This window comes from Amycolatopsis roodepoortensis, from assembly GCF_024628825.1.
In the GTDB taxonomy this organism is placed as follows: domain Bacteria; phylum Actinomycetota; class Actinomycetes; order Mycobacteriales; family Pseudonocardiaceae; genus Amycolatopsis; species Amycolatopsis roodepoortensis.
In genome coordinates, this window is sequence record NZ_CP102415.1 from 8,933,101 (window position 1) to 8,958,443 (window position 25,343).

General features: G+C 70.5%; 22 protein-coding genes and 2 tRNA genes. 17 read left to right on the forward strand and 7 right to left on the reverse strand.

All coding sequences use genetic code 11. The features are described from left to right. The 3 genes from NQK81_RS42785 to NQK81_RS42795 all read left to right on the forward strand — a co-directional run bounded on the left by NQK81_RS42785 (position 1) and on the right by NQK81_RS42795 (position 2,108). Positions 1 to 1,845: a serine/threonine-protein kinase gene (locus NQK81_RS42785; RefSeq protein WP_257486044.1), complete on the forward strand. Its 1,845-nt coding sequence runs from the start codon at positions 1 to 3 to the stop codon at positions 1,843 to 1,845. Between the two features lie 81 nt (positions 1,846 to 1,926). Then, a tRNA-Val gene (locus NQK81_RS42790) sits at positions 1,927 to 2,001 on the forward strand. Between the two features lie 35 nt (positions 2,002 to 2,036). After that, a tRNA-Val gene (locus tag NQK81_RS42795) sits at positions 2,037 to 2,108 on the forward strand. Between the two features lie 183 nt (positions 2,109 to 2,291). Here NQK81_RS42795 and NQK81_RS42800 read toward each other — a convergent pair. Further along, positions 2,292 to 2,897 (reverse strand): TetR/AcrR family transcriptional regulator, encoded by a 606-nt coding sequence (locus tag NQK81_RS42800; protein ID WP_257486045.1) that lies wholly within the window; start codon positions 2,895 to 2,897, stop codon positions 2,292 to 2,294. Between the two features lie 88 nt (positions 2,898 to 2,985). Here NQK81_RS42800 and NQK81_RS42805 point away from each other — a divergent pair, with 88 nt between their 5' ends. Next, complete coding sequence (locus NQK81_RS42805; RefSeq protein ID WP_257486046.1) at positions 2,986 to 3,405, forward strand: VOC family protein; 420 nt, start codon at positions 2,986 to 2,988, stop codon at positions 3,403 to 3,405. Here NQK81_RS42805 and NQK81_RS42810 read toward each other — a convergent pair. Genes NQK81_RS42810 through NQK81_RS42825 form a run of 4 tightly spaced genes read right to left on the reverse strand, consistent with a single transcriptional unit; the run spans position 3,380 to position 11,470 of the window. After that, positions 3,380 to 4,870, reverse strand: coding sequence for an MFS transporter (locus tag NQK81_RS42810; RefSeq protein WP_257486047.1), 1,491 nt, complete (start codon positions 4,868 to 4,870; stop codon positions 3,380 to 3,382). The genes NQK81_RS42805 and NQK81_RS42810 overlap by 26 nt on opposite strands. Continuing rightward, positions 4,867 to 9,060 (reverse strand): type I polyketide synthase, encoded by a 4,194-nt coding sequence (locus NQK81_RS42815; protein WP_257486048.1) that lies wholly within the window; start codon positions 9,058 to 9,060, stop codon positions 4,867 to 4,869. Before NQK81_RS42815 ends, NQK81_RS42810 begins: the two co-directional genes overlap by 4 nt. Further along, positions 9,057 to 10,772: a fatty acyl-AMP ligase gene (locus tag NQK81_RS42820; RefSeq protein ID WP_257486049.1), complete on the reverse strand. Its 1,716-nt coding sequence runs from the start codon at positions 10,770 to 10,772 to the stop codon at positions 9,057 to 9,059. Before NQK81_RS42820 ends, NQK81_RS42815 begins: the two co-directional genes overlap by 4 nt. Before the next feature lie 38 nt (positions 10,773 to 10,810). Further along, positions 10,811 to 11,470, reverse strand: a complete 660-nt coding sequence (locus NQK81_RS42825) for a hypothetical protein (RefSeq protein ID WP_257486050.1) — start codon at positions 11,468 to 11,470, stop codon at positions 10,811 to 10,813. 446 nt (positions 11,471 to 11,916) lie between these two features. Here NQK81_RS42825 and NQK81_RS42830 point away from each other — a divergent pair, with 446 nt between their 5' ends. From NQK81_RS42830 to NQK81_RS42850, 5 genes are read left to right on the forward strand one after another with little or no spacing between them, the layout of a single operon-like run. Next, positions 11,917 to 12,963, forward strand: coding sequence for an alpha/beta hydrolase (locus NQK81_RS42830; RefSeq protein WP_257486051.1), 1,047 nt, complete (start codon positions 11,917 to 11,919; stop codon positions 12,961 to 12,963). After that, positions 12,960 to 13,793: an SDR family NAD(P)-dependent oxidoreductase gene (locus tag NQK81_RS42835; RefSeq protein WP_257486052.1), complete on the forward strand. Its 834-nt coding sequence runs from the start codon at positions 12,960 to 12,962 to the stop codon at positions 13,791 to 13,793. Before NQK81_RS42830 ends, NQK81_RS42835 begins: the two co-directional genes overlap by 4 nt. Then, entirely contained in the window at positions 13,790 to 15,016 is a 1,227-nt protein-coding gene (locus NQK81_RS42840) for a glycosyltransferase (protein WP_257486053.1), read from the forward strand. The genes NQK81_RS42835 and NQK81_RS42840 overlap by 4 nt, the downstream gene beginning before the upstream one ends. A gap of 28 nt (positions 15,017 to 15,044) precedes the next feature. Next, complete coding sequence (locus tag NQK81_RS42845) at positions 15,045 to 15,419, forward strand: hypothetical protein (RefSeq protein WP_257486054.1); 375 nt, start codon at positions 15,045 to 15,047, stop codon at positions 15,417 to 15,419. Beyond that, positions 15,416 to 15,856, forward strand: coding sequence for a MarR family winged helix-turn-helix transcriptional regulator (locus NQK81_RS42850; protein WP_257486055.1), 441 nt, complete (start codon positions 15,416 to 15,418; stop codon positions 15,854 to 15,856). The genes NQK81_RS42845 and NQK81_RS42850 overlap by 4 nt, the downstream gene beginning before the upstream one ends. Here NQK81_RS42850 and NQK81_RS42855 read toward each other — a convergent pair. Continuing rightward, positions 15,813 to 16,265, reverse strand: a complete 453-nt coding sequence (locus NQK81_RS42855) for an SRPBCC family protein (RefSeq protein ID WP_257486056.1) — start codon at positions 16,263 to 16,265, stop codon at positions 15,813 to 15,815. The two genes, NQK81_RS42850 and NQK81_RS42855, sit on opposite strands and share 44 nt — an antisense overlap. Before the next feature lie 252 nt (positions 16,266 to 16,517). Here NQK81_RS42855 and NQK81_RS42860 point away from each other — a divergent pair, with 252 nt between their 5' ends. The 5 genes from NQK81_RS42860 (at position 16,518) to NQK81_RS42880 (ending at position 21,901) form a co-directional block, all read left to right on the forward strand. After that, complete coding sequence (locus NQK81_RS42860; protein ID WP_257486057.1) at positions 16,518 to 17,321, forward strand: LLM class flavin-dependent oxidoreductase; 804 nt, start codon at positions 16,518 to 16,520, stop codon at positions 17,319 to 17,321. A 159-nt stretch (positions 17,322 to 17,480) separates the two neighbouring features. Further along, complete coding sequence (locus tag NQK81_RS42865; protein ID WP_257486058.1) at positions 17,481 to 18,464, forward strand: TerC/Alx family metal homeostasis membrane protein; 984 nt, start codon at positions 17,481 to 17,483, stop codon at positions 18,462 to 18,464. A gap of 256 nt (positions 18,465 to 18,720) precedes the next feature. Beyond that, positions 18,721 to 19,947, forward strand: a complete 1,227-nt coding sequence (locus NQK81_RS42870) for a PP2C family protein-serine/threonine phosphatase (RefSeq protein ID WP_257486059.1) — start codon at positions 18,721 to 18,723, stop codon at positions 19,945 to 19,947. Next, complete coding sequence (locus tag NQK81_RS42875; protein WP_257486060.1) at positions 19,944 to 21,467, forward strand: sensor histidine kinase; 1,524 nt, start codon at positions 19,944 to 19,946, stop codon at positions 21,465 to 21,467. Before NQK81_RS42870 ends, NQK81_RS42875 begins: the two co-directional genes overlap by 4 nt. Next, positions 21,464 to 21,901 (forward strand): response regulator, encoded by a 438-nt coding sequence (locus tag NQK81_RS42880; protein WP_126734288.1) that lies wholly within the window; start codon positions 21,464 to 21,466, stop codon positions 21,899 to 21,901. The genes NQK81_RS42875 and NQK81_RS42880 overlap by 4 nt, the downstream gene beginning before the upstream one ends. A 1-nt stretch (position 21,902) precedes the next feature. On the opposite strand, the gene NQK81_RS42885 is transcribed toward NQK81_RS42880, so the two are convergent. Then, complete coding sequence (locus NQK81_RS42885) at positions 21,903 to 22,544, reverse strand: hypothetical protein (RefSeq protein ID WP_257486061.1); 642 nt, start codon at positions 22,542 to 22,544, stop codon at positions 21,903 to 21,905. On the opposite strand from NQK81_RS42885, the gene NQK81_RS42890 reads away from it, so the two are divergent. The 3 genes from NQK81_RS42890 (at position 22,534) to NQK81_RS42900 (ending at position 25,315) form a co-directional block, all read left to right on the forward strand. Next, entirely contained in the window at positions 22,534 to 22,701 is a 168-nt protein-coding gene (locus NQK81_RS42890; protein WP_257486062.1) for a hypothetical protein, read from the forward strand. The genes NQK81_RS42885 and NQK81_RS42890 overlap by 11 nt on opposite strands. Positions 22,702 to 22,871: 170 nt before the next feature. After that, positions 22,872 to 23,651, forward strand: a complete 780-nt coding sequence (locus tag NQK81_RS42895; RefSeq protein ID WP_257486063.1) for a hypothetical protein — start codon at positions 22,872 to 22,874, stop codon at positions 23,649 to 23,651. Further along, on the forward strand, positions 23,648 to 25,315 hold the full coding sequence (locus NQK81_RS42900) for a serine/threonine-protein kinase (RefSeq protein ID WP_257486064.1): 1,668 nt from the start codon (positions 23,648 to 23,650) through the stop codon (positions 25,313 to 25,315). Before NQK81_RS42895 ends, NQK81_RS42900 begins: the two co-directional genes overlap by 4 nt. Positions 25,316 to 25,343 lie beyond the last annotated feature (28 nt).

The window sequence follows — 25,343 nt, forward strand, 5'->3', positions numbered from 1 at the left end:
GTGAAACCGTTGAACCCCGGGGAACCCCGGCAGATCGGCCCGTACCGGATCGTCGCCGAGCTCGGTGAAGGCGGGATGGGCCGCGTCGTGCTCGGCCTCGCCCCGGACGGCAGGCTCGTCGCCGTCAAACAGCTGCACGCCCAGTTCGCGCACGATCCCCGCTTCCGTGAACGGTTCCGGCGCGAGGTGGCCACGTCGCGGCTGGTCTCCGGCGCCTACACGGCCGCCGTCATGGACGCCGACGCGGAAGCGGAAACCCCTTGGCTCGCCTCCGTCTTCGTCACCGGACCGTCCTTGAAGGAGGCCGTGGACGGTGCCGGGCCGCTGCCCGTCGAGTCGGTGCGGTTGCTGGCGTCCGGGCTCGCCGCGGCGCTGACCGAGATCCATCGCGCCGGGCTGATCCATCGGGACCTCAAGCCCAGCAACATCATTCTGACGAGTGATGGTCCCAGGGTGATCGACTTCGGCATCGCGCGAGTGGCGGAGGACGCGCAGGATCTCACCGGAACGGGCGCGATCATCGGGTCGCCCGCGTTCATGTCCCCGGAACAGGCGGGCAGCGGGCGGATCACCGGCGCGAGCGACGTGTTCTCCCTCGGCGCGATCCTGGTCATGGCCGCGACCGGACGCGGCCCCTTCACCGGGCCGACCGCCCCGCAGACGCTGTATAACGTCGTGCACGCCGCGGCGGATTTCAGCGACGTCCCGGACGAGATCCGGCGGATCGCCGAGCCCTGTCTGGCCAAGGATCCCGCGCGACGGCCGACTCCGGAACAGATCCTGGACTTCCTCGGCCCGGTGCCGCCGGGCGCGGCGCCCTGGCCACCCGCCGTGCACGCCCGGATCCAGCGGCAGGACGCCGACGTACGCTCGGTGCTGGCCCTGCCCCTGCCGATCTGGCGTCCGCCGCCCAAGAAGATGGCGCCGCGGACGAAGAAGATCCTGTTCGGCTCGCTCGCCGCGGTCGTCCTGCTCGTCGTTTCGGGGATGGTCGCGCTCGGCCTCGTCGTCGCCGAGCACGCCAAACCCGAGAACCCCGGGACGACCTCGCTGTCGGCGAACGAGGCCCTCGGCGCGGAACGTCTGCGCCTGGTGGATCCGTGCAAGGTGCTCGCGGGCCGGTTCGTGCAGGAGTTCGGCACCCTGAAACCGGATACCGACCTGATCTACCCGGCCCGCTGCAAGTACACCGGTCTCAAGGGCGTCACCTTCGAACTCCGGCTCGGCGAAGGGGTGAGCACCAGCAGCCTCGAACGGACGGACCGCACGGCCGAAGGGCTTCCGTTGCTGCGCAGCACGATCAGCGGCGGATGCGACTCGGTCGCCCAGCTGCCGACGGACCGGCGGCTCGGCGTCGTCGTCTCCCATCCGGGCCGGCAAGGTGACCCCTGCAAGGCCGCCGACGACATGCTGACGGCCGCGCTCACCCGGCTGCGTACGCACGAGGTCGACCGCGCGGGTGATCCGGCGAGCCTTCTCCCGCTCGATCCGTGCACGATCGCCGATCCGGCGGTGCTCGCCAAGACCATGCCCAACGCGCAGCCTGCCCCGCGGACGCTGCGGATCTGCGAGTGGCTGGGCGGCGGGGAGACGATGACCATCGAATTGCAGCGAGGTTCCTACGCGCCGGAGGGTTCGCCGGTCGACCTAGGCGGCGGTGTCACCGGCGACATGCGGGAGTTCGGGGGTTCGAACTGCGCCGTCACCTGGCGGCATCGTGCGCTGCCGGACCGCGAAGCCGAACACGTCGCCGTCCGGCTGCTGGGGCGCGAGGGGAGCGGAAGCCCTTGCGACCGGGCGAAGGAGATCGCGGGCTCGGTCGCTTCGAGGCTGCCGAAACCCTGAGCTTTCGCGGAGGGGGAACCCCTGTGACGGCCCGGAAACGGGGTCCGCTAAGCTATCGCCAGTACGAACGACACACACCACGCGCGTTTAGCTCAGCGGGAGAGCGCTTCCCTGACACGGAAGAGGTCACTGGTTCAATCCCAGTATCGCGCACCAGGTCCGCTTCCCCGGCGGACCGGAGTTCGTACCGCGGGCGATTAGCTCAGGGGGAGAGCGCTTCGTTCACACCGAAGAGGTCACTGGTTCGATCCCAGTATCGCCCACCGCAGTGAAGGCCCTACCCGGCAAGGGTGGGGCCTTTTCGCGTCTCTTGGTGACGAGTGTGCTGGGGTGTCGCGAAAGCCACTTTCGGGACATCAGACGTCCCGAAAGTGGCTTTCGCGACAGGATCCGCCGGGCGGCCGCGGCCCGGCCGACGTTGCGAAAGTGGCTTTCGCAACCCTTCCTCAAGCGGGCAACGAACTCGGAAGCCTCAAGGCCTCGATCATCGGCGTGAGCGTGTCCATGGTCGCGGCGAGGTCGGCCTTCGGGTCGGGGGAGTGGGCGAGCCAGACGGCTGCCTCGTTCATCGCGCCGGAAAGCAGGCGTACCAACGGTTCGACGGGTCGCTTCGCCAGGACGCCGTCGGTCATCAGGACGGTCAGCGCTTCGGCGAGGTGCCGGGCGGACGACTCCGCGTCCAGTTCACGCCAGTCCTGCCAGCCGACCACCGAAGGGCCGTCCAGCAGCATGATCTGCTGGGTCTCCGGATCGGTCGCCGCGGCGAGGAACGCGCGGCAGCCGGCGAGCAGCCCGGTCCACGAGTCCGGCGCGGCGTCCGCGGCCCGCGCGATCTCCTCGCCGACGTCGTGCTGTACAACGCCGAGCACGTGCCGGAACAGGTCCGCCTTGCTGCTGAAGTGGTGGTAGAGCGCGCCTTTGCTCACGCCCGCGGTCTGCGCGATGGTCTCCAGCCCGACCTTGCCGTACCCGTGTTCGGCGAACAGCCGCCGGGCGGTGGCGGTCAACGCCTCCATCGTCTCTTCGCGTTGCTGCTGTTTCGTCCGGGCCATGGCCCGAATCTTGACATACCGACCGTCGGTTGGCTAACTTCAAAGAAACAAACCGACGGTCGGTATTGTTCGCGAGCAAGGTGGCCTTATGCGTCTGACCAGCTTCTATCCCGTCCTCATGACCGAGAAGATCGCCGAGACACGGGACTTCTACTGCCGCCACTTCGGCTTCGAGCCCACTTTCGAAGCCGACTGGTACGTCAGCCTCAAACGCGGCGCATGGGAGCTGGCGATCCTCGCGCCCGGGCACGAGACCATTCCCGCCGGGGCGGGCAAGCCCGTGCAGGGGCTGCTGCTGAACTTCGAGGTCGAAGACGTCGACGCCGAGCACCGGCGGCTGATCGTGGAGGCGGGCCTGCCCGAGGCGCTTTCCCTGCGCAGCGAGGACTTCGGGCAGCGGCACTTCATCGTCGCCGATCCCAACGGCGTGCTGATCGACGTGATCCAGGAGATCCCGCCGATCGGGGAGTTCGCCGAGCAGTTCACCGACGAGGCCCGCCCGAGCTGACGAGCACGGCCACCACGAACAGCCCACAAGCGACGGCCGCCGACACCTGCAACCCCGTGGTGCAGGCGGCCTTCGCGGCGGCCAGCAATTCGTCGGCCAAATGCGAGGAGAGACCCGACGCGGCCGCTTCCGCCTGGGCCGGGCCTGACAGGGCGAGCAGCCGCGCCGGTTCCGGTACGCCGGAAGGGACGGCCAAGTGCCCCGCGTACACCGCGGCGGCCAGGGAACCGAACACCGTCGTCCCGAAGCCGGCGCCCAGTTCGTACCCCGTCTTCTCCACCGCCGCGGCGCCGCCCGCCTGGTCCGCCGAGGTCGCCGAAAGCAGGGTGTCGGTGCTCGACGTGAGCGCGAGCGCCATCCCGAGTCCCAGCCCGGTCAGCCCCACGCCCAGCAGGACCGGTGACGTGAGCGCGGCCGATCCCGCCGCGGGGACCAGCAATGACACCGCCGCGACGGCGAACCCGGCCGTGCGGACCCGCGCGTTGCCGAAGCGGCCCAGCAGTGAAGGGGTCACGACACTGCCGACGGCCGAAGCACCCAGCACCAGCAGCAGCTGGCTCGCCGCCGCGGTGGGCGAAAGCCCGAGCACCACCTGCAGGTACTGGGCGAACAGCAGACCCAGCCCGACGAGCGCGCTCATCACCAGCAGCACCCCGCCCACCGCGGCACGTACTCCCGGCCGGCGGAACAGGGTGAGGTCCAGCAGCGGCGGATCGGTCCGCCGCTGGCGGCGCAGGAACAGTCCGATGAGGACACACCCGGCCGCCCCCGAGGCGACGGCCGTGGCCCAGGAGCCCGGATGCCCGACGGCGAAAGCGATCCCGAGGACACCGCCCGCGGCGAGGGCGGCGCTGAGCGCGTCCCACGGACCACGGCCCGGCGGATTCCGGGGAAGCCACAGCAGCGCCAGCACGACCGCAGCCAGGATCACCGGCGGATTCAGCAGGAACGTCGCCCGCCAGCCCCACGCCTCGACGAGCACCCCGCCGAGGATCGGCCCGAACACCGACCCGGTGCCCGCGATCCCGCTGCACACCGCGATCGCCGTGCGGCGATGCCGCTGCTCCGGGAACAGTTCGCGCAGCAGCGACATCGTCACCGGCATGATCATCGCGCCGCCACAGCCGAGCAACGCGCGGAACGCCAGCAGCGCCGGGACGTTCGGCGCGAAAGCGCAGCCGAGCGACGCGATCCCGAACACGACGTACCCGGCGACCAGCACGCGCCGCCGTCCGTACCGGTCGCCGAGCGTGCCGAACGGCAGCAGCAGCGGCGCGGCGGTCAGGGGGTAGATCGCCACGATCCACACCTGAGCCGACGCGCCGGGCCGCAGCTGCCGGACGAGGTCGGGCAACGCGACGTGCAGCACGGTCGCGTCGACCGCCACGAGGAAGAGCCCGGCGCCGAGTACCGCCAGCAGCGGCCAGGCGCGGTCGACCGCTCGCTCGGCCCGGGCCGTGGTCACAGGAGTCCCGTCAGATGCCTCGCCACGACATCGATGCAGGGCGGGTCGACGACCGACAGGTGATGCGCCTCGACCGGCACGATCTCCAGCCCCGGGCACAGCTCCGCCCAGCCCGCCGCGAGGTCGGTGCGCGAATACCGGGGTTCCATCGCCAGCCCGGCCGCGTACTGCTCGGTCGCCCGGTAGAGCACGACCCGTCCGTCGTAACGGCGCGGCGTACCGCGTTCGGCCGCGAGTGTGTCCAAAAAGGACTGTCGCTGGTGCCGGAGCACACCGGGGCTGAGCAGGCCTGCTTCGGCGACACGCCGCATGGTCAGCTCGATCTGTTCCTCTTCGGGGAGCGGAGCCAGCTCCTCGTGGCCGAGCCGGACTTCGCGGCCGTAGGTCCCCTCGACGTAGCCAGTGAACCGCAGGAACCGCCGGGCGGACGACGCCCTCGGGTCGAGGTCCGGTTCCGGAAGGGGGAGCATGGTGTCGATCAGCGCGACGAACTCGACCTCCTCACCCTCTTCGGCGAGCCGCGCGGCGACGCCGTAGGCCAGCGCCCCGCCGAACGACCAGCCCGCCAGCCGGTACGGCCGGTCGCGACTCTGCGCCCGCACCAACGGCAGCAACTGCTCGACTCGGTCCTCGATGCTGACCCCGGGGACGCGTTCGAATCCGACGCACGGCACACCGGAAGGCAGCCGCTCCAGCAACGGCCGGTACACGGTGCAGGTGCTGCCGCCCGGGTGGAACAGCAGCAGCGGCGCGACGCCCGCTTCGCCGGGAGCGAGGATGTGCACCGGCCCCCGCTCTTCCCTCGTGTCGAGGATGGCGCGGGCGACGTCGGCGATGGCCGCGAGCGAGTCGTGCCGCCGGAGTTCGGCGGCGGTGACCGGGCTGTCGAGTTCGGTGCTGAGGCCCTGGGCGAGTAGTTCGGCCAGCCGGTCGGGTGTGCCTGTCTCGGTCAGCCGGACGTGCGTGCCAGTCGCTTCGATCCCGGTGTGCTCCTGCCACAGACGCAGGACGAGGCGATCCGCCGCGTCCCAGGCGCGACCTCGGGACGGCAGTGGTTCCTCGTTTTCCCGGGGTGCGAGATCACGGCTGAGGTCGGCGAGGGTGGCGCCGCGGAGCACGCCGGCCGCGTCGGGTTCCGTACCGAACTCGCGGCGAACGGCTTCGGAGATCCGGTTCGCCATCAGGGAATCCAGTCCGAGTTCCACCAGCGGGACGTCGGCGTCGAGACGGTCGGGACGCAACCCCATGACGGCGGCGACGATCTCCGTCAGCCGGTCGCCGCCGGCGGCGACCGGCTCGGGTTCCGGCGTGCGTGCCGCGAACGACGGCGGTGCTTCGGAGGTGGTGTACCAATGGCGTTCGTGCCGCCACGGCATCGGCGGGACGTCGACCAGCCGGGAACCGTCGTCCGGATCGGCGGTGGTGATCCGGGTGCCCGCGCAGTACAACTCGGCCGCGGCGGCGCCCAGTGTGCGGACTTCGTCCTGCCCCCGGCGCAGCGTTCCCGTGACGACGGCGTCGTCGATCCCCTCGGCTTCGAGGGTCCTCACCACCGAGCCCCGCAGGATCGGATGCGGCGACACCTCCAGGAAGACCCGGTGCCCGTCCGCGGCGGCGGACGCCACCGCTTGCCGGAACCGCACGGGACGGCGCAGGTGAGCGGCCCAGTACCCGGCGTCGAAGTCCGGCAGCTCCCGCGGATCGGCGAGAACCGTGTCGTACCAGGGCACCGTCGGACGGCGGCCGCCCAGTTCGGCGAGTGCCTCCCGGAGCGCGGGCAGCACCGGATCGACCCGGGCGGAGTGCCCGGCGACCTCGACCGGCAGTCGCCGCGCGGTCAGCCCGGCGGCTTCGAGTTCCGCGACGAGCAGGTCGAGTACGGTCGCGTCCCCGGCCACGGTCAGCTGCCCCGGCGCGGATTCGACGGCGAGTTCGATGTCGGGGTACAGATCCAGTTCCTCCGGCGCCAGTTCGACCGCCGCCATCGCGCCGCCCGGGCCGAGGGTGCCCAGCAGCCGGGCACGGGTCGCGACCAGGTGGACGGCCTCGTCGGGGGTGAGCACGCCGCTGACCACAGCGGCGGCCGCGGAGCCGAGCGAGTGCCCGACCACGGCCGATGGCCGGACTCCGAGAGCCTCCCACTGCGCGGCCAGCGCCACCTGCGTCCCGAAGATGGCCGTCTGGGTTTCGGGCAGGGACAGCGGTTCCGTGCTGGTGAGCAGTGCGCGGAGCGAGCGGCCGGTGTGCTCGGTGAACAGGTCGTGCAGCTTGTCGACCTGCGCGGCGAACGCGGGTTCGGCGCGCAAGAGCCCTTGCCCCATCCCCGGCCACTGCGAGCCGTGCCCGGAGAACACGAAGACCGGGCCGTCGCCGCTCACGGCGGTACCGGTGACGGCGCCCGCGGGAAGCGGATCGGCGCCGTCACCGACGGCGCGCAGCAGTTCCGCCAGTTCGCCGGTGTCGCCCGCGACGACGGCGGCGCGGTGTGGTCCGCCGTTGTCGCGCCGGGACAACGTATGGGTGATGCCGGCGAGGGACGGCGACGGCGTGGATTCCAGCCAGTCCGCCAGCTGAGCCGCGCGTTCGGTGAGCCGGTCGCGGGTGCGGGCGGACAGCAGCCCGATCCGGACGCCGGCACGATCCGGCACCGGTTCCAGGGGCGGCGCCTGTTCGAGGACGACGTGCGCGTTGGTTCCGCCGAAGCCGAACGCGGACACGCCGGCCGTGGCCCGGCCGGACCGGCGCGGCCACGGCGTCGGCTCGGTCACCACCTTCAGGCGCAGGTCGTCGAACGGGATATGCGGATTGGGCGCGGAGAAGTGCAGCTGGGGCGGCAGTTCGTCCCTGGTCATCGCGAGGACGACCTTGATCAGCCCGGCGATCCCCGCGGCCGCCTCCGCGTGCGCGATGTTCGTCTTCACCGAACCGATCAGCAGCGGAGCGTCGGCGGGGCGGTCCTTGCCGAGCACGGCGCCGAGCGAGCGCGCCTCGATCGGGTCGCCGAGCAAGGTGCCGGTGCCGTGCGCCTCGACGTAGTCCACAGTGGACGGATCGAGCCGGGCGCCGTGGTACGCCGTGCGCAGCAGGTCCTGCTGGGCGATGGGATTCGGCGCAGCCATACCCTGTGACCGGCCGTCGGAGTTGACCGCGGTGGAGCGGATGACCGCCAGCACCCGGTCACCGTCGTACTCGGCGTCCGTCAGCCGTTTGAGCACGACGACGCCGCAGCCCTCGGCTCGCGCGATGCCGTCGGCCTCCGCGGCGAAGGTCTTGCACCGCCCGTCCCCGGCGAGCAGGCCGGCGGCGGCGAACGCGGCGGTCGGCCCGGGCAGCAGCATGAGGTTCACCCCGCCCGCCAAGGCCAGATCCGCCTCGCCGTCACGCAGCGCGCGCACCGCGTGGTGCACCGCGACCAGCGACGACGAGCAGGCGGTGTCCACCGCCATGCTCGGCCCGCGCAGGTCGTAGACGTAGGAGAGCCGGTTGGCCGCGATACTCCCGGCGGCACCCGTCGCGGTCCAGAGGTCGACTTCGCCGCCCGCCATCGTGAGATGCCCGTAGTCGTGGGTCGAGATACCGGTGAACACGCCGGTCCGGCTGCCGCGCAGCGAGGCAGGGGCGATCCCGGCGTGTTCGAGCGCGGCCCAGGCGACCTCCAGCAGCATCCGCTGTTGAGGGTCCATTGTGGACGCTTCGCGCGGGGTGATGCCGAAGTGGTCGGCGTCGAAACCGGCCACGTCGTCGAGGAATCCGCCCACGATCGGGGCCGCCTCGGCGTCCCACCGGCCAGGCGGCGCGGTCCGGACGGCGTCCCGTCCGCTGCGGAGCAGATCCCAGAACTCGTCGATGCCGTCCGCGCCCGGCCAGCGGCAGCCGAGGCCGACGACGGCGATCGGGTCGGTCCGGCGACGGTCCGTGCCCGTCTGCTCCGGTTCGGGCTCCGTGCCTCCGGTCAGCGAGCGGGCCAGGTGGTCGATGGTCGGGCTTTCCCACAGCAGGGTGGCCGGGAGCGGAGTGCCGAGCAGATCTTCGAGGTCGGCGGCGATACCGACGGCCTGACGGGAGGACAGGCCGTAGTCGCTGAGCGGGCGGTCGGCTTCGAGCCGGGCCGCGTCGACGCCGGTGTGCCCGGCGACGGTGTCGAGCAGCCAGCGGCGCAGCGCCGGGGCGTCGAACGTCGGGTTTCTCATCGCACCAAGGCCTTTCCGTAATCGCCGGCGAGGTAGCGGTCGCGGCAGGCGCTTCGCGCGATCTTCCCGCTGGAGGTCCGCGGGACCAGGCCCGCCGGGACGAGCACGACGTCACGCAGCGCGAGGCCGTGCGCGTCGGAAACGAGCCGCCGGATCGACGCTTCGAGCGCCCGTTCGTCCTCCGTGGTCAGCGTGCCGTGCCCGCGGTGCTCGGCGACGACGACCGCGGATTCGGTGTCGGTGCCTTCGACCGCGAACGCGGCGACACTGCCAGGGCGGATGTCGCGATCGGCCGAGGCCGCGGTCGCTTCGACGTCCTGCGGGTAGTGGTTGCGGCCGTCGACGATGAGCAGATCCTTGATCCGGCCCGCGATGTAGACCTCGCCGTCGTACCGGACGCCGAGGTCACCGGTGCGCAGCCAGGGACCCGTCGGCAGGTCCCCGTGGTCACCGGTCAGCCGGGCGCCGAAGGTTTCGGTGCTCTCCAAGGGTTTCTGCCAGTAGCCGGTGCCGACGTTGGGGCCGTGGACCCAGATCTCGCCGACCGCGCCGTCTTCGAGCGCGACACCGGTTTCCGGGTCGACCAGCGCGACGTGCTGCCCCACCGGGACACCGCAGGCGACCAGCCGGAGACCGGTTTCCGCCTGCCGTGCCGTTCCCGCCCCCAGCGCGGCGCGGTCGAACGTGGTCACCCGCGGAGGGACGCCGGGGCCGGTGGTGACGAAGACGGTCGCCTCGGCCAGCCCGTACGCGGGCCGTGTCTTGTCCGGGGTGTACCCGACCTCGGCGAAGGTGTCATGGAACCGGTCGAGCACTCCGGGGTTGATCGGCTCGGCGCCGTTGACGATCGCGGCGACGCGGTCGAGACGGAGCTTGGCGCGGTCCTGCTCACGCACCCGGCTCGCGGCGTAATGGAACGCGAAGTTCGGGGCGGCGCTCCAGCTCGCGTTGTGGTCGCCGAGCAGTTCCAGCCAGCGCACGGGGCGCTCGATGAAGGCCAGCGGGTCCATCAGCACCGACCGCATGCCCATGGCCAGCGGCGTGATCAGGCCGAGGACGAGACCCATGTCGTGGAACAGCGGCAGCCACGAGACGGTGGTCCCCGACGGGTCGATGCCGAGGCCCCGCACCGCCTGGCCGACGTTGGCGAGCACGTTCGCGTGGGTCAGCACCACTCCAGCCGGGCTGCGGGTCGAACCGGACGTGTACTGCAGGTACGCCACGTCGTCCGGTGCCGGAGCCGGGGCGGGCCAGGCGCGGACGGGCCCCGCCTTGTCGGCCGCGACGACAGTGACGTGCTCGCCGCCGGGCAGGCCCGCCAGGAACTCGCGGACCGCGTCCTCGGCCGCGGCGGTGGTGATCACCGCGGTGGGGGAGCAGTCGGTCAGCACCGCGGCGAGCCGTCCGGCGTGCCCGGGCAGCCCCGGATCGAACAGCGGTACGGCGATCGCGCCCGCGGCGATCGCGCCGAGGAAAGCGACGACGTAGTCGGCGCTCTGCGGGCAGAGGATCGCGACCCGGTCACCAGGCGCGACAGGGAGAGCCGCCGCGACGGCGTCGACACGCTCCTGGAGTTGCTTCCAGCTCAGTGTCTTCCGCCGTCCGGCGCGATCGGACGAGAAGTCGGCGAAGGTCAGCGCGGGCCGGTCGCCGTCGGCGTCCGCCCAATGCCGGAGGCAGGCGGGGAGGGTGTTTCCGGGGGCCAGGGACATGACGTCTCCTCGGGGGTCGGCGGGGTTGGTGCGGGGGATCAGCGGCCGAGCGGCCCTGCGGCGTGCCGCCAGGCGGCGACGGCGAGGGCGTCGAGATCGAGACCGGTCGTTCCGGCGTCACGAAGCACGACCAGTACGTCGTCGGCGGCGATGGCGACGGTGCGCAGACGCAGTCCAGGCAGCTCGGGGGGCTGGCCGGGAAGCGTCAGGAGTTGTTCGTAGGAAAGGGTTTTCGCGCCCGGGACGGCGGGAGCGGGGTGGACGGTGACGGTCGACACCGCGGTAGCGGCCGCGTCGTCGACCGTCACCTTCGAGCACCGCCCGGCCTGCGCGGCCCACGCCGCCAGATCGGGCGGGTTCGTCGTGCGCGCGACGAGTTCGGAGACCTGGCCGCCGGGCACCGCGGACTGGAAGCCCTGGCCGGTGGCGCCGTCGCCGACCAGCCTGCCGTGGACGACGTCCTCGCATCCGCCGACGTCGACCCTGCCGCGTTTGCCGTCCGAAGTGGACAGAGCCGCCGCCACGTCGAAGCCGTCGCGCCCGGACGCGTCCGGGACGGTTTCCGGAGGCAGCAGGGCGGCGGGCGGAACAGCGGGCCCAGGTGGCGCGGGGGCAGCCTGAATCGATTCTGCGGAGGCGCCGGAAATGGTCGCCACCGCGGCGGCGGATACGACGAGAGCGCGAATTCGGGCAGCCATGAATAGCCCTTTCGGAAGGGTCCTGATGGGGTCTGGTCCCTTCGGTGGGACGCGGGGCGCCGGGTCGCGTCAGCGGACGCCGAACCCGGGCGGCACGACGAAGGCTACGACGGGAAATCGAATACCGGAAGGTGTCAAGAGAACGTAAATGTCCTTCGTGTACTTGGTGTGACCTGCGGCTTCCGAGGTTTTCGCTGGTGCGCGAGCAGGTCTGGTACCACCGTGCCACAGTTGCTCACTGTCCGTGAGTGATGGGTCACCCTAGTGGGGGATGCGGGCGCATTTCTTGTTTCCCTGGCATTCACATTGTCCTCCCGGATTGTGGGCAGGACAATTGCCGGGAAGGGGTTCGTCCGCTTAACGTGTCGCCACCTCCGATTTTCTTTCCCGGGTAATCGCCGTCACATTTTCGAATTCGATCGAACGATCGGGACAAAGGATTACGTATGCGCACTACTTCGAGGCGGCTGCGGGCCGTCGCGTCGCTGGCGGTCGCGGCGTGCTTGCTGCCGAGCGTCGTCGCGGCACCGGCGCTGGCCGAGAGCGGCGTCCCGGACGCCCGTGCCGACGACGGTTCGCACGTCGTCGCCCAGACCACTGTGGACGGTGACCCCCGGATGCTGGATCTCACCGTGCGCTCGGTCGGCGTCGGGAGTTATGCGATGGTCCGGCTGATCCTGCCGTCGCGGTGGGCCGCGGAACCGGACCGGAAGTGGCCGGCGGTGTACCTGCTCGCCGGGGAGACCCGCCTGCAGGACTACCGCGGCTGGACCGCCAACACCGACATCCGGAGACTCGCCGACGATTCCGGCGCGCTGGTGGTGATGCCGGGTTCGGGTTCCGCCGGATTCTTTTCCGACTGGTGGAATTACGGCAAGGACGTCGTGCTCAACCAGTGGGAGACGTTCACCGCGGTCGAGATCCCGCAGCTGATCGAACGCGGCTATCGAGGGGACGGGCGGCGGGTCGCGGCGGGGCTCTCGCTCGGCGGGTACGGCGCGGTGGAACTCGCCGCCCGGCGGCCCGGGGTGTTCCGCTTCGCCGGGTCGTTCAGCGGCAATCTCAACCCCACCGGCCCGTACGGCGAGCTGCTGACCAGTGCGATCGTCGCCTCGGCCCGGCAGGATCCCGAAGCCCTCTGGGGTGACCGGCGGCGAGAGTCGTCCCGCTGGGACGCGCACGATCCGCTGGTGAACGCCGACCGCCTGCGTGGCACCGAGCTGTATCTGTCGACGGGCAACGGCCTGCCGGGGCCGTTCGACGGGAAGCTCCCGATCGACGTGCTGCCCGGCGCGATGCTGCTCGAATTCCTGTGCTCCGGCCAGACCACCGCGATGGCGGACCGGCTGAACCGGCTCGGCGTCCCGGTCATGACGGACTTCTACGGGCCGGGCACGCACCACTGGGCGTACTGGCAGGACCAGTTGCACAAGACCTGGCCGAAGATGCTGCGGGCGCTTTCCGCGCCGGTGAAAGCGGGGGAGGCGTCGTGACCCGTCCGTCCTTTGTGGTCACCGGGGCTTCGAGCGGGATCGGCCGGGCGTGCGTGGCCGGACTCGTCCGGCGGGGCGCCCACGTCTGGGCCGGAGTACGCACCGACACGGATGAAACGGACCTCGTGCGCACTTTCGGCGAAGCGGTCACCGTGCTGCGCATGGACCTCCGCGACGCGGCGTCGATCGCGGCGTGCGGTGAGAAGGTCGCGGCGGCGGGCCCGCTGCGCGGTCTGGTGAACAACGCGGGGATGGCCCGGCCGGGACCGCTGGAACACGTCCCGCTCGAGGATTTCCGGCAGCAGCTGGAGGTCAACGTGACCGGTCAGCTGGCCGTCACGCAGGCGATGCTGCCCGCGCTCCGAGCCGCGTCCGCCGCCAGGGTGGTGACGATCGGGTCGATGGGCGGGCGGATCGCCGGGCCGATGGTCGGGCCGTATCACACGTCGAAGTTCGCCCTGGTCGGGTTGACCGACAGCCTGCGCGCCGAACTGGCGCCGTCCGGGATCGGCGTCGTCCTCGTCGAGCCCGGTGCCGTCGCCACGTCGATCTGGCCGCGCGCCCGCGCCGCCGCCGAAGAGGTGCGCGCCGCCCTGCCGGAAGCCGCGCGGGAAAGGTATGCGGCGCAACTGGACGAGGCCGAACGCAGTGCGGAGCGGTCCGCGCGGAACGGTGTGCCGCCCGAGCGGGCGGCGCGAGTCGTCGTCCACGCGCTGACCGCCCGGCGGGTCGCGCCGCGGTATCTGGTCGGCAGGGACGCGCATGTCGCGGCGGTACTGGCGAAGCTGCCGTTCCGCCTCCGCTACCGGTTGACGGCGGCGAAGCGATGACCCGGCTCGTCGTGATCGTCGCTCCGGGTTCCCGCGGCGACGTACAGCCGTGTATCGCTCTGGGCCGTGGTCTCGACGGTGATCGGGTCCGCGTGCTGGCGGCCGAGCGGTTCCGGACGCTGGTGACCTCGCACGGCCTGGATTTCGCGCCGCTTTCCGCCGACCCGAGCGAGATCCTCGGCTCGGACGGTGGCCGGGAATGGACCGAGGGACGCACGCCCGCGGGCTTCCTGCGCGGGCTGCGCGGCGCGCTCGCCCCGGTGATGGAGCGTCTGCTCGCCGATGTCCGGCGAGGAGCGGCCGGTGCCGACCTCGTTCTCGCTCCGACGCTCGGCTTCCTCGGCGCGCACCTGGGTGCCTCGCTCGGCGTGCCCGACGTCGAACTGCACTACCAGCCCAGCGTGCCGACGCGGGCGTTCGCGCATCCGCTGGCGCCGTGGGCCGCCAGGACCGGGCCGTGCGGCAGATGGCTGAGTTTCCACGCCGTCGACACCGTCGCGTGGCAGGTGCTGAGGCCGGAGGTGGACCGGTGGCGCGAGCGGTCACTGGGCCTGCCCGCGGCCGGCCTCCGTGGGCCGCGGCGTTCGGAAACCCCCGTGCTGTGCGGTTTTTCCGACGCGGTCGTGCCGCGGCCGAAGGATTGGCCGTCGAGGGTGCACGTCACCGGGTACTGGTTTCTCGAGGCGCCCGCCGCGTGGCGGCCGGACCCGCGACTGCGGGATTTCCTCGCGTCCGGGCCGCCTCCGGTGTACGTCGGCTTCGGCAGCATGCGGCCGTCTGAGGCGGAGCGGACGTTCGCCGACGTCCGCACGGCGCTGCGCCGGGCGGGGTTGCGCGGCCTGCTCGGCACCGATGCCGGGTCCGAGGACGACGACCTGCTGACGATCGGAGACGTCCCGCACGCGTGGCTGTTCCCGCGCACGGCGGCGGTGGTGCACCACGGCGGCGCGGGCACGACCGCGGCCGCGTTGCGCGCGGGCGTCCCTTCGCTGATCTGCCCCGTGTTCTCGGATCAGCCGTACTGGGGTGACCGGGTGTTCCGGCTCGGCGCGGGACCGCGGCCGTTGCCGCTGCGGGATCTCACGGCGGACTCGTTGACCGCGCGGCTGCTGGAGCTGTCGGGGAACCTGCTGTTCCGGCGCGGCGCCCAGTACGTCGCCGGGCGGCTGCGGGGAGAGGACGGGGTGGCGCGGGCCCGGCAGGTACTGCGATCGGTGGGCTAATTCTATGCGATTTGCATATAGTTGAGTCATGGAACTCGAGGCGGCGATCAACGAATGGCACGAGAGCGTCAACGAAGGTGACCTGAGGCGATCGGCGGACGCCGTCGGGGATCCTGTCGTGGTCCTCGGGTCGAAGGGTGCCGGGCCGATCACGTCCGCGCAGTTCGCCGACTGGGTGGATCGCTCGGGGATCAAGCTGAAGCCGCGCTCGTGGCATCCGGTCAGCGATCGCCTGATGGTGGTGGAAGAGGACGCGACCTGGCCCGAAAGCGCGGGACCGACCCGGGTGGCGACCGTGTTCCGGGTGGGCGGCGGCAAGGTCACCGCGGCGCTCCGGCTGCCCGATCTGAAGTCCGCGCTCGAACTGGCCTACATCTGCCGTGAGATGGCGGCCACCGAATGAGCGCCCAAGGTCCGGGTCAGGCTCTGTTCGCCTTCGTGCGGCACTGGTCGCGCCGGACGGCGGCCGTCGCGGATCAGGGCCGTCTCGTCCTCGTCGGCGAGGCGGTCCACTCCCTCGCCGAGCGCGGGACCGAGACGACGGTGAACGCGATCGCCGTCGAGATCGGCCTCGACCAGAGCGGCGCATCGCGGCTGGTCAAGGCGGCGATCGAGGCGGGCTATCTGTCCGTGGAGGCCTCGCGGAACGATGGGCGCCGGCGCGAGGTGTCACTGACCACGGCGGGCCGGTCGATGCTCGACCAGGCCCACCGTTGGCAGGAACAGGTTTTCGATCAGCTGACCGCCGGATGGAGCGAGAAGCGGCGAAGCGAGTTTCAGGCGGCCATGGGCGATCTCATCGACCGCTCGCATCGGCTGCATGCTCCGCGAGGTGGGTGACGAGGCGGCTGAGGCAGGACTGCCAGCCTTCGGCGTGGCTGTCGCGGTCCGCCACGGTCTCGAAGATCGCCTGGTGGAACGCCATTTCGGTCTTGCCGTCGAGGTCGGAGAGGGTGACCGTGACGAGCGTGTCGTGCCCCCGGAAGCCTGCCGGCTCCTCCCAGGCGAAGCTGAAGACGAGCCGCTCCGGCGGGACGATCTCGTGGTAGACGCCCGACGCCCACAGGTCGGTCTCGCCGTTGCTCATGCAGATGCGCCACTTGCCGCCCTCGGCGAGATTCACGGTGCAGGAAGTGGCGGTGAACCCGGTCGGGCCCCACCAGTGCGCGAGGTGGTCCGGGTCGGTCCAGACGCGGAAGACGAGGTCGCGGGGCGCGTCGAGGAGGCGGGTGATCGTCAGGTCGGCCATGGATTCTCTTCCGCAGGGTATTCAACGCGTCAGTTAATCAATGTACTGGTTGAATTTTAGGGGTCATGTCAAGCGGTGAGGCGCGACTCGCGTGATCAGAGGCGTAACTCGCGTGATTGGAGGCGTAACTCGCGTGGTGCCGTGTGTTGCGCCTCCAAGCACGCGAGTTACGGCTGGAAGCACGCGAGTTACGGCTTGGCGCACGTCCGGAACTTGTCGAGACTGTCGGTGCCGGTCCGTACGGTCGCGGTCATGACCCTCCGCTCAGCACTCTGGCTGCCGATCTTCGACGAACTGGCCGATCCGGTGATCATCGCGCGTCTCGCCGCCGAAGCCGAGGAAGCGGGCTGGCACGGCCTGTTCGTCTGGGATCACGTCCGCTGGCGTGAGCCGGTGCGGGCGATCGCCGATCCGTGGATCACCCTCGCCGCCATCGCGTCCGCCACCGAGAATCTCGCCATCGGACCGATGGTGACGCCGTTGGCCCGCCGCCGTCCGGTCAAACTCGCCCGGGAGACCGCCACCCTCGACCAGTTGAGCGGTGGGAGGCTGATCCTCGGCGCGGGGCTCGGCAGCGACCGCTTCGGCGGCGAGTTCTCGAAGACCGGCGACGAACCGGACGATCGCAAACGCGCCGAGATGCTCGACGAGTCGCTCGAAATCCTCACCGCCGCGTGGTCCGGTGAGCCCGTGCGGCATTACGGCACGCATTACACAGTCGACGACATCACCTTCCTGCCCCGGCCGGCGCGTCCGATCCCGGTGTGGCTGGCGGGTTTCCCCGGGAAGGCGAAGCCGATGCGCCGGGCCGCGCGTTACGACGGTTTCTTCCCGGTGCACCTGCCGCACGCGGACGAGTTCGCGGAGGTGGTCGAGACGATCACCGCGTTGCGCGAAGACGTCGAGAAGCCGTACGACTTCGCCATCGGTGTCCCAGCGGGTACGGATCTGGCGCCCTACGAACGGGCGGGTGCGACCTGGTGGATGGCCGAATTCCCCTGGGACGACCTGTCCGTCGACGCGGTGCGCGGAGTGCTGCGGGATGGCCCGGCTTGACCCAACCTTTAATAACTCTTTACCAAGTGCGATACTGGACCGGCGAGGGGAGTACTTCCCAAGGGTCTGCCCGGTCAATACGGACGCTCCGCTGGTGTCCCCGGGAGACCGCCCCGCAGGGGTGAAGGAGACCTCGAACTTCGAGTTCGAGGAGGCTCCATGCCCGAGTCCGTGGCAACCGTGGGATCGCCGGGGTTGTGGGCGATCAGCATCGCCGTCCTGCTCGCGCTGCTCGTCGCCGATTTCGCCGTGACCCGTCGCCCGCACGAGGTGTCGATGCGGGAGGCCGCCGGCTGGTCGGTCTTCTACCTCGCGCTCCCGGTCGTGTTCGGGCTCTGGCTGTGGCTCGAGTACGGGGGCGGCCAGGCGCTGGAGTTCATGACGGGTTTCGTCGTCGAGAAGTCCCTGTCGGTCGACAACCTGTTCGTCTTCATGCTGCTGCTCGCCGCCTTCGCGGTCCCCGCGGAAGTGCAGCAGCGGGTGCTGCTCTACGGCATCGTGGGCGCGCTGGTGCTTCGCGGTGTGTTCATCGCGGCCGGTGCCGCGATGCTGTCGGCGGGCACCTGGGCGTTCCTCGTCTTCGGCGTGATCCTGCTCGTCTCGGCGGTCAAGATCCTGCGCGAGGCCATGTCCGGCGGCAAGGACGAGTTGGATCTGTCGAAACTGCGGTCGGTCCGGTTCCTGCGACGGCTGATGCCGGTCACCGACGACTATCGCGGCACCCGGCTCACCGTGCGTGAACACGGGCGCCGCGCGCTCACCCCGCTGGCGGTCGTCGTCGTCGCGGTGTTCGCCACCGACGTGGTGTTCGCGGTCGATTCGGTACCCGCGGTCTACGGCATCACCGAAGACCCGTACCTCGTGTTCGCCACCAACGCCTTCGCGCTGATGGGCTTGCGCGCCTTGTACTTCGTGCTCCACACGGCGCTCGCGAAGCTGGTCCACCTGAACCACGGCCTCGCCATCATCCTCGCCTTCATCGGGGTGAAGCTGGTCCTGCACTGGGCACACGGGATCTGGCCGTCGGTGCCGCAGGTCCCCACCCCGGCCTCGCTGGGCGTGATCGTCGCCGTCCTGGTCACGGTCTCGTTCACCAGCCTGTACGCGCGCCGCCGTGAAGCCGCCCGGACGGCCAAGGAGTGAGCGATGATCACCGCACTCGTCGTCGGCTTCCTGATCGATCTTGCGGTCGCCGCCCTCTTCCTGGCCGCGGTGTTCCTGGTGTTCGGGGCGATGCGGCCACCGCGGCCGCCACGCGACCCCTGATCTTGGGACGGCGGACAGGCCGGGTGTCCGGACCGGCGGCATGTCCGGTACAGCCGGTAGGCTCCGGGAGGTTGAGAAGACAGCCGTCTTCTGTTCGTGCGCCGGACAAACCGGTGAGGAAAGGTGGCTGTCCGTGTCCAACGCCGTGCGTTACGGCGAGCAGTCTCCGCCTCGTAGGTCTTCGTTCCAGCCGACCCGGTTGCATGTCCTGCTGATCGAGGACGACGACGGCGACGCGCTCCTGGTCGAAGAGATGCTCGCCGACGCCGCCGGCAGCCTGGAACAGGTCGTGCTCGACAGGGTGACGACGCTCCAACGGGCACTCGAGCGCAGGATCACGGCCGATTGCGTACTGCTGGATCTCCAGCTTCCGGACGCCACCGGCCTGACCGGTCTGACCAGGCTGCGGCAGCACGCCCCGTCGACCGCGGTGATCGTCCTGACCGGGCAGGAGGACGAAGCCACCGGGGTGGCGGCGCTGGGTGCCGGCGCCCAGGACTACCTGGTCAAACAGCATGTCGACGGCAGTCTCCTGGCACGAACCCTCCGGTATTCCTGGGAGCGCAGCCGCGCCGAACGCGTCGAGCAGCAACTGCTCCAGCATCAGTTGCTGGCCAGGGAGAACGCGCGTCTCGAACGCGGCCTGTTGCCGACCCCGCTGGTGACCGATCCTCGTCTCAGCCTCGCGGTGCGGTACCGGCCGGGGCGGAACGGGGCCTTGCTGGGCGGTGACTTCTACGACGCCGTCGAACTCCCCGACGGCACGCTCCAGCTGGTCATCGGGGACGTGTGCGGACACGGTCCGGACGAAGCGGCGCTCGGTGTCGCGCTGCGGATCGCGTGGCGTTCGGTCGTGCTCGCCGGGCTGCCGATGGCGGAAACCCTGGCGATGGTGGAGAAGATGCTGGAACACGAGGCACTGGACCCGCTGTTCGCCACCGTCTGCATGATCACGGTCGCCCCGGACCGCCGGTCGCTGAAGATGGCGCTGGCCGGTCATCCGCAGCCGCTCCTGATCGACGAGTCGGGCGGCAGGCTGCTGTCCAGGGAGAAACTCGGCCCGCCGCTGGGCGTCGTGCCGGGTATCGGCTGGCAGGAGCTCACGGTGCCGATCGGGCCGCGATGGTCACTGTTGCTGTACACCGACGGACTTTTCGAAGGACGTGTCGAAGGCAGCGGGGAACGGGTCGGGCTCGAACGGATGGCCGCCGCCGCACTGAACAGCCTGAAGGCCGAAGGCGGTTCCGACTCGGCGCTCGACCACCTGATCAGCGAGATGGACGTCCTGCACGGCGGGCCGTTGGACGACGACGTCGCGCTGGCACTGCTCACGTTCGACTCCGGGGAGCAGGCCCGATGAAGTCCGTTTGGTCGATCAGCCGCTGGGCCGCGCTGTCCGGGGTGATCGCCGTCCTGCTGCTCGGCGGCGCGATCGTGGCCGGGTCGCTGGCCTTGACGAACCTCACCGACTCGCGCGCCAGGCTGCTGGACGTCACCGGTCCGCAGGTGCTGCGGTCCAACTCTCTCGCGACCGCGATGCTGAACCAGGAAACCGGTGTCCGCGGCTACATCCTGGCCGGGCGGAGCGAATTCCTGGAGCCGTACCGGGAGGGATTGCGAGCACAGGACGCGTCCGTGGCCGAGTTGCGCCGGCTCGGCGCCGTTCCGGGGACGGCGGCGGGCGACGATCTGGACCGGGTGCTGAACGCCGCCACGGCCTGGCGCAGGACGATCATCGAGCCCTTGCTCGCCGGCGCTCCGGCCACCGGCGAGCTGGTGGACGCGAGCAAACCGCTGTTCGACGAGGTCCGCGCTTCACTGAGCGTCCTGCAGAACCGGCTGGAGGCCGAACGGCTGGACGCCCGCGACGACCTGTCCGCCTCGGCCGACGTCCTGCGCGTGATGCTCATCGTGATCGCGGTCCTGCTCATCGGCGCACTGGCACTGGTCTTCCTGGTCCTGCACCGGAAACTGATCCGGCCGATCCGGCAACTGGCCGTCGAGGTCCGCGACGTCGCGCAGACCGACATCCACCGCGCGGTCCGTGGTTCCGGTCCGAAGGAGATGCGTGAACTCGCGTCCGATGTGGAGTCGCTGCGTTCGCGGATCCTCGACGAGGTCGCGGAGCTGGAGCGGGCGCAGGAACTGATCGTGACCCGGACGCGTGAGCTGGAGCGGTCGAATTCGGATCTGGAGCAGTTCGCCTACGTGGCCTCGCACGACCTGCAGGAGCCGCTGCGCAAGGTGGCCAGCTTCTGCCAGCTGCTCCAGAAGCGGTATCAGGGGAAACTGGACGAACGCGGAGACCAGTACATCGGTTTCGCCGTCGACGGCGCGAAACGGATGCAAGCGCTCATCAACGACCTGCTCGCCTTTTCGCGCGTCGGCCGCCGTCCTGGGGAGAACGTCCTCCTGGAAACCGGCGACCTGCTGGAGACCGCGCTGGGCAACCTCGAAGACGCGATCGGCGAGTCCGGTGCCCGGGTCACCCATGGTGAACTTCCCGTGGTGCGAGGCGAGAAGACCCTCCTCACGGCGGTTTTCCAGAACCTCGTCGGCAACGCGATCAAGTTCCGCGGCGAGGAGCCGCCGGAGGTCGAGATCGTCGCGGAACGTGACGGCGAGGACTGGCGGTTCTCCGTCACCGACAACGGAATCGGCATCAACGACGAGTACGCCGAGCGGATCTTCGTGATCTTCCAGCGCTTGCACGGCCGCGGGGAGTATCCGGGGACGGGGATCGGACTCGCCTTGTGCCGCAAGATCCTCGAACACCACGGCGGGACGATCTGGCTGGACACCACCGTCCAGGCCGGGACCCGCTTCTGCTTCACCCTGCCCGCAGCGCAGCACGCCGACGAAGGAAACGAGCGACCATGACCGAGTCACTGGAACCGATCCACATCCTGCTGGTCGAGGACGACCCCGGTGACGTCCTCATGACGCAGGAGGCGTTCGAGCACCACAAGATCCGCAACACCCTTTCGGTCGTTTCCGACGGCGAGCAGGCACTGCAGTTCCTGCGCCGTGAAGCACCGTACGAGGACGCGCAACGGCCGGGGCTGATCCTGCTCGACCTCAACCTGCCCCGCAAGGACGGCCGCGAAGTGCTCAGCGAGGTCAAGGCGTCGCCGGAACTTCGCACCATCCCGGTCGTCGTGCTGACCACGTCCGAGGCCGAAGAGGACATCCTCCGCAGCTACGACCTGCACGCCAACGCCTACGTCACGAAACCGGTGGACTTCGACCGGTTCATCGACGTGGTGCGCCAGATCGACAACTTCTTCGTCACCGTGGTGAAACTGCCGCGCTGACTCAGGGGAACCGGATCACGGTGATCCCGGCGAGCACGAAGAAGACGAGCACCACCAGGGTGCCGCTCTGCCCGCCCGATGAACTGGTCACCACCTGTTCGACGGCGCCGGTCAGCCGCACGCCGCAGTCGGCGACGACGGTGTGCCTGCCCGCCTCGATCCGGGTGAACTCGACGGCCGCGGTGAAGGCGCCGGTGCCGTCGGCGTAGGCGCCGCCGACGCGCTCGCCGTCCGACGTCAGCGTGACCCGCTCGCCGGGCGTGCATCCCTTGCCGGTCGCGGACAGCGCGTCGCCGGGGCGCACGCTCGGCCGGTCGAGGATCAGGTCGTCCGGGCCCGGCGGCGTGCTGCTCGACGACGGGACGTCCGTCGACGGCGGGGGAGTGTCCGTTGTGGACGGTGGCGTCGTGGGCGGCGTCGTCGTGGTGACCGGGGTGGTCGGAGTGGTGGTCGTCCCGGGTCTGGTCGGAGTGGTCACCGGGGCGGTCGGCTTCGTGGTCGGGGGCACCTTCGTCGTCGGCGGCGCCGTGGTCACGGTCCCGGTCACCTGGAAGGTCGCGCTGCCGGTCAACGGATGACCGGTCCGCGCGTTCGTGCACGTGCCCGTGACCGGGTGGCCGCCGGGAGTCGCGTTGCCGGGCACCGTCGCCCCGATCTGTCCGCTGGGCGCGCTGACCGACGTAATGGCCGTTCCTTCCCAGGTGAAAGAAATCGGGCCTTTGCACGGAGAGAAATTCCAGGAAATGGTGAACGAACTCCCCACGGGGCCGCTCGAAGGTTTCAAACCAACCGTGGACTGATAAGGAGACTGCTGCGCGTTTCCCGCCCCCACCTGGGAAATCAGGAACAACAACCCGGTCACGATGCCGAATATCAGGCGAACCACGATACGCATTGGGACGTCCCTCTCCGGTCGGTACTCGCTGTAGTATTCCGGCCCGTCGGATAACGCGAACAGGGGATGCGCAAAATGGGACGTGTCATCGCGGCAGGGGTTGCGTTGGGTCTGTGCGCGGTCCTCCTGAGCTCGTCACCGGCGGTCGCGGACGGTGGCGGACTCGACCTGGCGGTCACCTTCGACGACCGGCCGATCACCAACGCCACGGTCGTGATCGATCCGGCGAAACCACTCGAACTCACCGTCACGGCGACCAACAGCGGCGGGACCGCGGTCAAGGTCCGTAGTGTGCGGGTGTCCGGCGTGGCGCTCGCCTTGACCTTCTTCGCCTACGACACGACCGCGCCGTTCGAAGTCCCCGCGCACAGCCGCGTCACCAGGACCTTCGTACTGGACATGGCCGACCTCTCCGGTCAGGCGATCGGGTTGCTCCCGTCGACGGTCGAACTCCTGGACGCCCAGCGCGGAACCCTCGGCGAGGCCACCACGGTCGCCGATATCCGCGGGTCCTTCTGGTCGGTCTACGGCGCTTTCGGGCTCGCGATGCTCGTGCTCACCGTGCTGGCGTGGCTGACGGCCCTGCTCGCGCTCGCCCGCCATCGGCTTCCCGCCAACCGGTGGCGCCGCGGTCTGCGTTTCCTGCCCGCCGGATTCGGCACCGGGCTCGTCGCCGTCGTCTCGCTGTCGGTGCTGCGGCTCGTCCCGCCGGAGCCCGCGATCGAGATCCCGGTGGTGCTCGGCGCCGCCGTCATCGCGTTCCTGCTCGGCTACCTGACCCCGCATCCCGCGCCGGGTCCCGCCGGTGACGAAACGGTCCGCTTTCCCGACTCCACCAAGGAATTCAACCGATGAGCGCACCCGCCGAGGTCGTCGCCGCGCTGCCGCAGTACGAGATCGGGCCCGCGATCGGCCAGGGTGGGATGGGGGTCGTCTTCGCCGGCGTCCACCGCTCGCTGCGCCGCGACGTCGCCATCAAACAGTTGCCGTGGGACGTGCTGAACCACGCCGTCAGCAGCGAGCTCTTCGACCGCGAAGCGCGGGTACTGGCCAGCCTCGACCACCCGCATATCGTGCCCGTGTACGACTACGTGCGCACCGGCCGCGAGCACCTGATGGTGATGGAACGCCTCGACGGTGGCACGGTGCACAGCCGCTTCCGCAGCGGGGAGATCGGCGGGGAGCAGGCGTGCGCGATCGGGCTGGCGATGCTCGCCGGGCTCCACGCGGCGCACGAAGCGGGCGTGCTGCACCTGGACGTCAAGCCGAAGAACCTGCTCTTCACCACCCAAGGTGTGATGAAGGTGGCCGACTTCGGCATCGCGAAGGTGATCAGCGAGGGCGCCACCCTCGTCACGCACGGCGGCGAGGTCCTCGGCACCCCCGCCTACATCGCGCCGGAGCAAGCCATGGGCAACGCGCTGAGCCCGGCGGCCGACGTCTACTCGGCGGGCACGGTGCTCTACGAACTGCTGTCCGGGAAGCTGCCGTTCGACAACACCCGCGGCGCGATCAGCATGATGCGCCAGCACATGTTCACCGATCCGCGCCCGATCGACGGCGTGCCGTCGCCGATCGCCGGGGTCGTCATGCGCAGCCTCTCGCGCGAGCTCGACTCCCGGTACCGCGACGCGGAGACCTTCGCCGCCGACCTCGCCTCGGCCGCCACCGCCGTGTACGGACCGGGCTGGCTGGAGCGGTCCCGCGTGCCGGTGCGGCACCTGACCCCTCGGGTGATCGCCGCGTTCGGCACGCCCACACCGACAGAGGACGGCCCGACTCGGCCAGTCCACCGCCCCGCGCCGGATCCGACGCTGTCGGCGACTCGCGCGAGCTTCGAGTCCGAGTCCCGGGCCGGCTCGGTGCTCTGGTTCCGGCTGGCCGCGGCGGTCGTCGCGATCGCGATCGTGGTGCTCACCCTGCTCACGCCGGAGCGGCTGCCGCACGAGGCCACGACGCTGAAGATCGACGGCGTCGGCGCCTCGTCCGCGCCACTGGACCTCAGCAAGACGTTCGCCGTGACCGGGGAGGGACGCCCGGAACAGGTGACCCTCGACCTTTCGGCCGCCGGGATCCCGCTCGGTTCCGCGTCGGCGGTGCCGAAACCCGACGGCGAGGGATTCCGCGCGGATCTCGCTTTTCCCGGGCTCACCCGCTGGATCGCCGGCGGAGCCGTCACCGCGACCTTGACGGCCGACGGCGTCCCGAGGACGTTCACCGTCGTCACCCGGCAGCATCCGCTCGCGAGCGCGCTCGGCGCGGGCAGCCTGATCCTCGCCCTGTTCGCCTTGGCGTATCTGGAATCCGGGTTGCGGACCATCCGGAACGGTCACCGCTGGCGGGGCGCGCTCGTCGGCGGCCCGGTGCTCGGCCTGCTGTTCGGCGCGACGGCGTGGCTGTGCGTCTCGGTCCTGCGAGTGCACGAGCCAGCGGTGCTTTTCGGCGTCGGCTGTTCGATCGCGGGTGCCGTGGCGGCCGGTTTCGTGGTCGCGGCCGCCCGCGCCCGGCGCACGCGCTGAATCCCCGGGGGCGGCCGCCCTGGGCCGC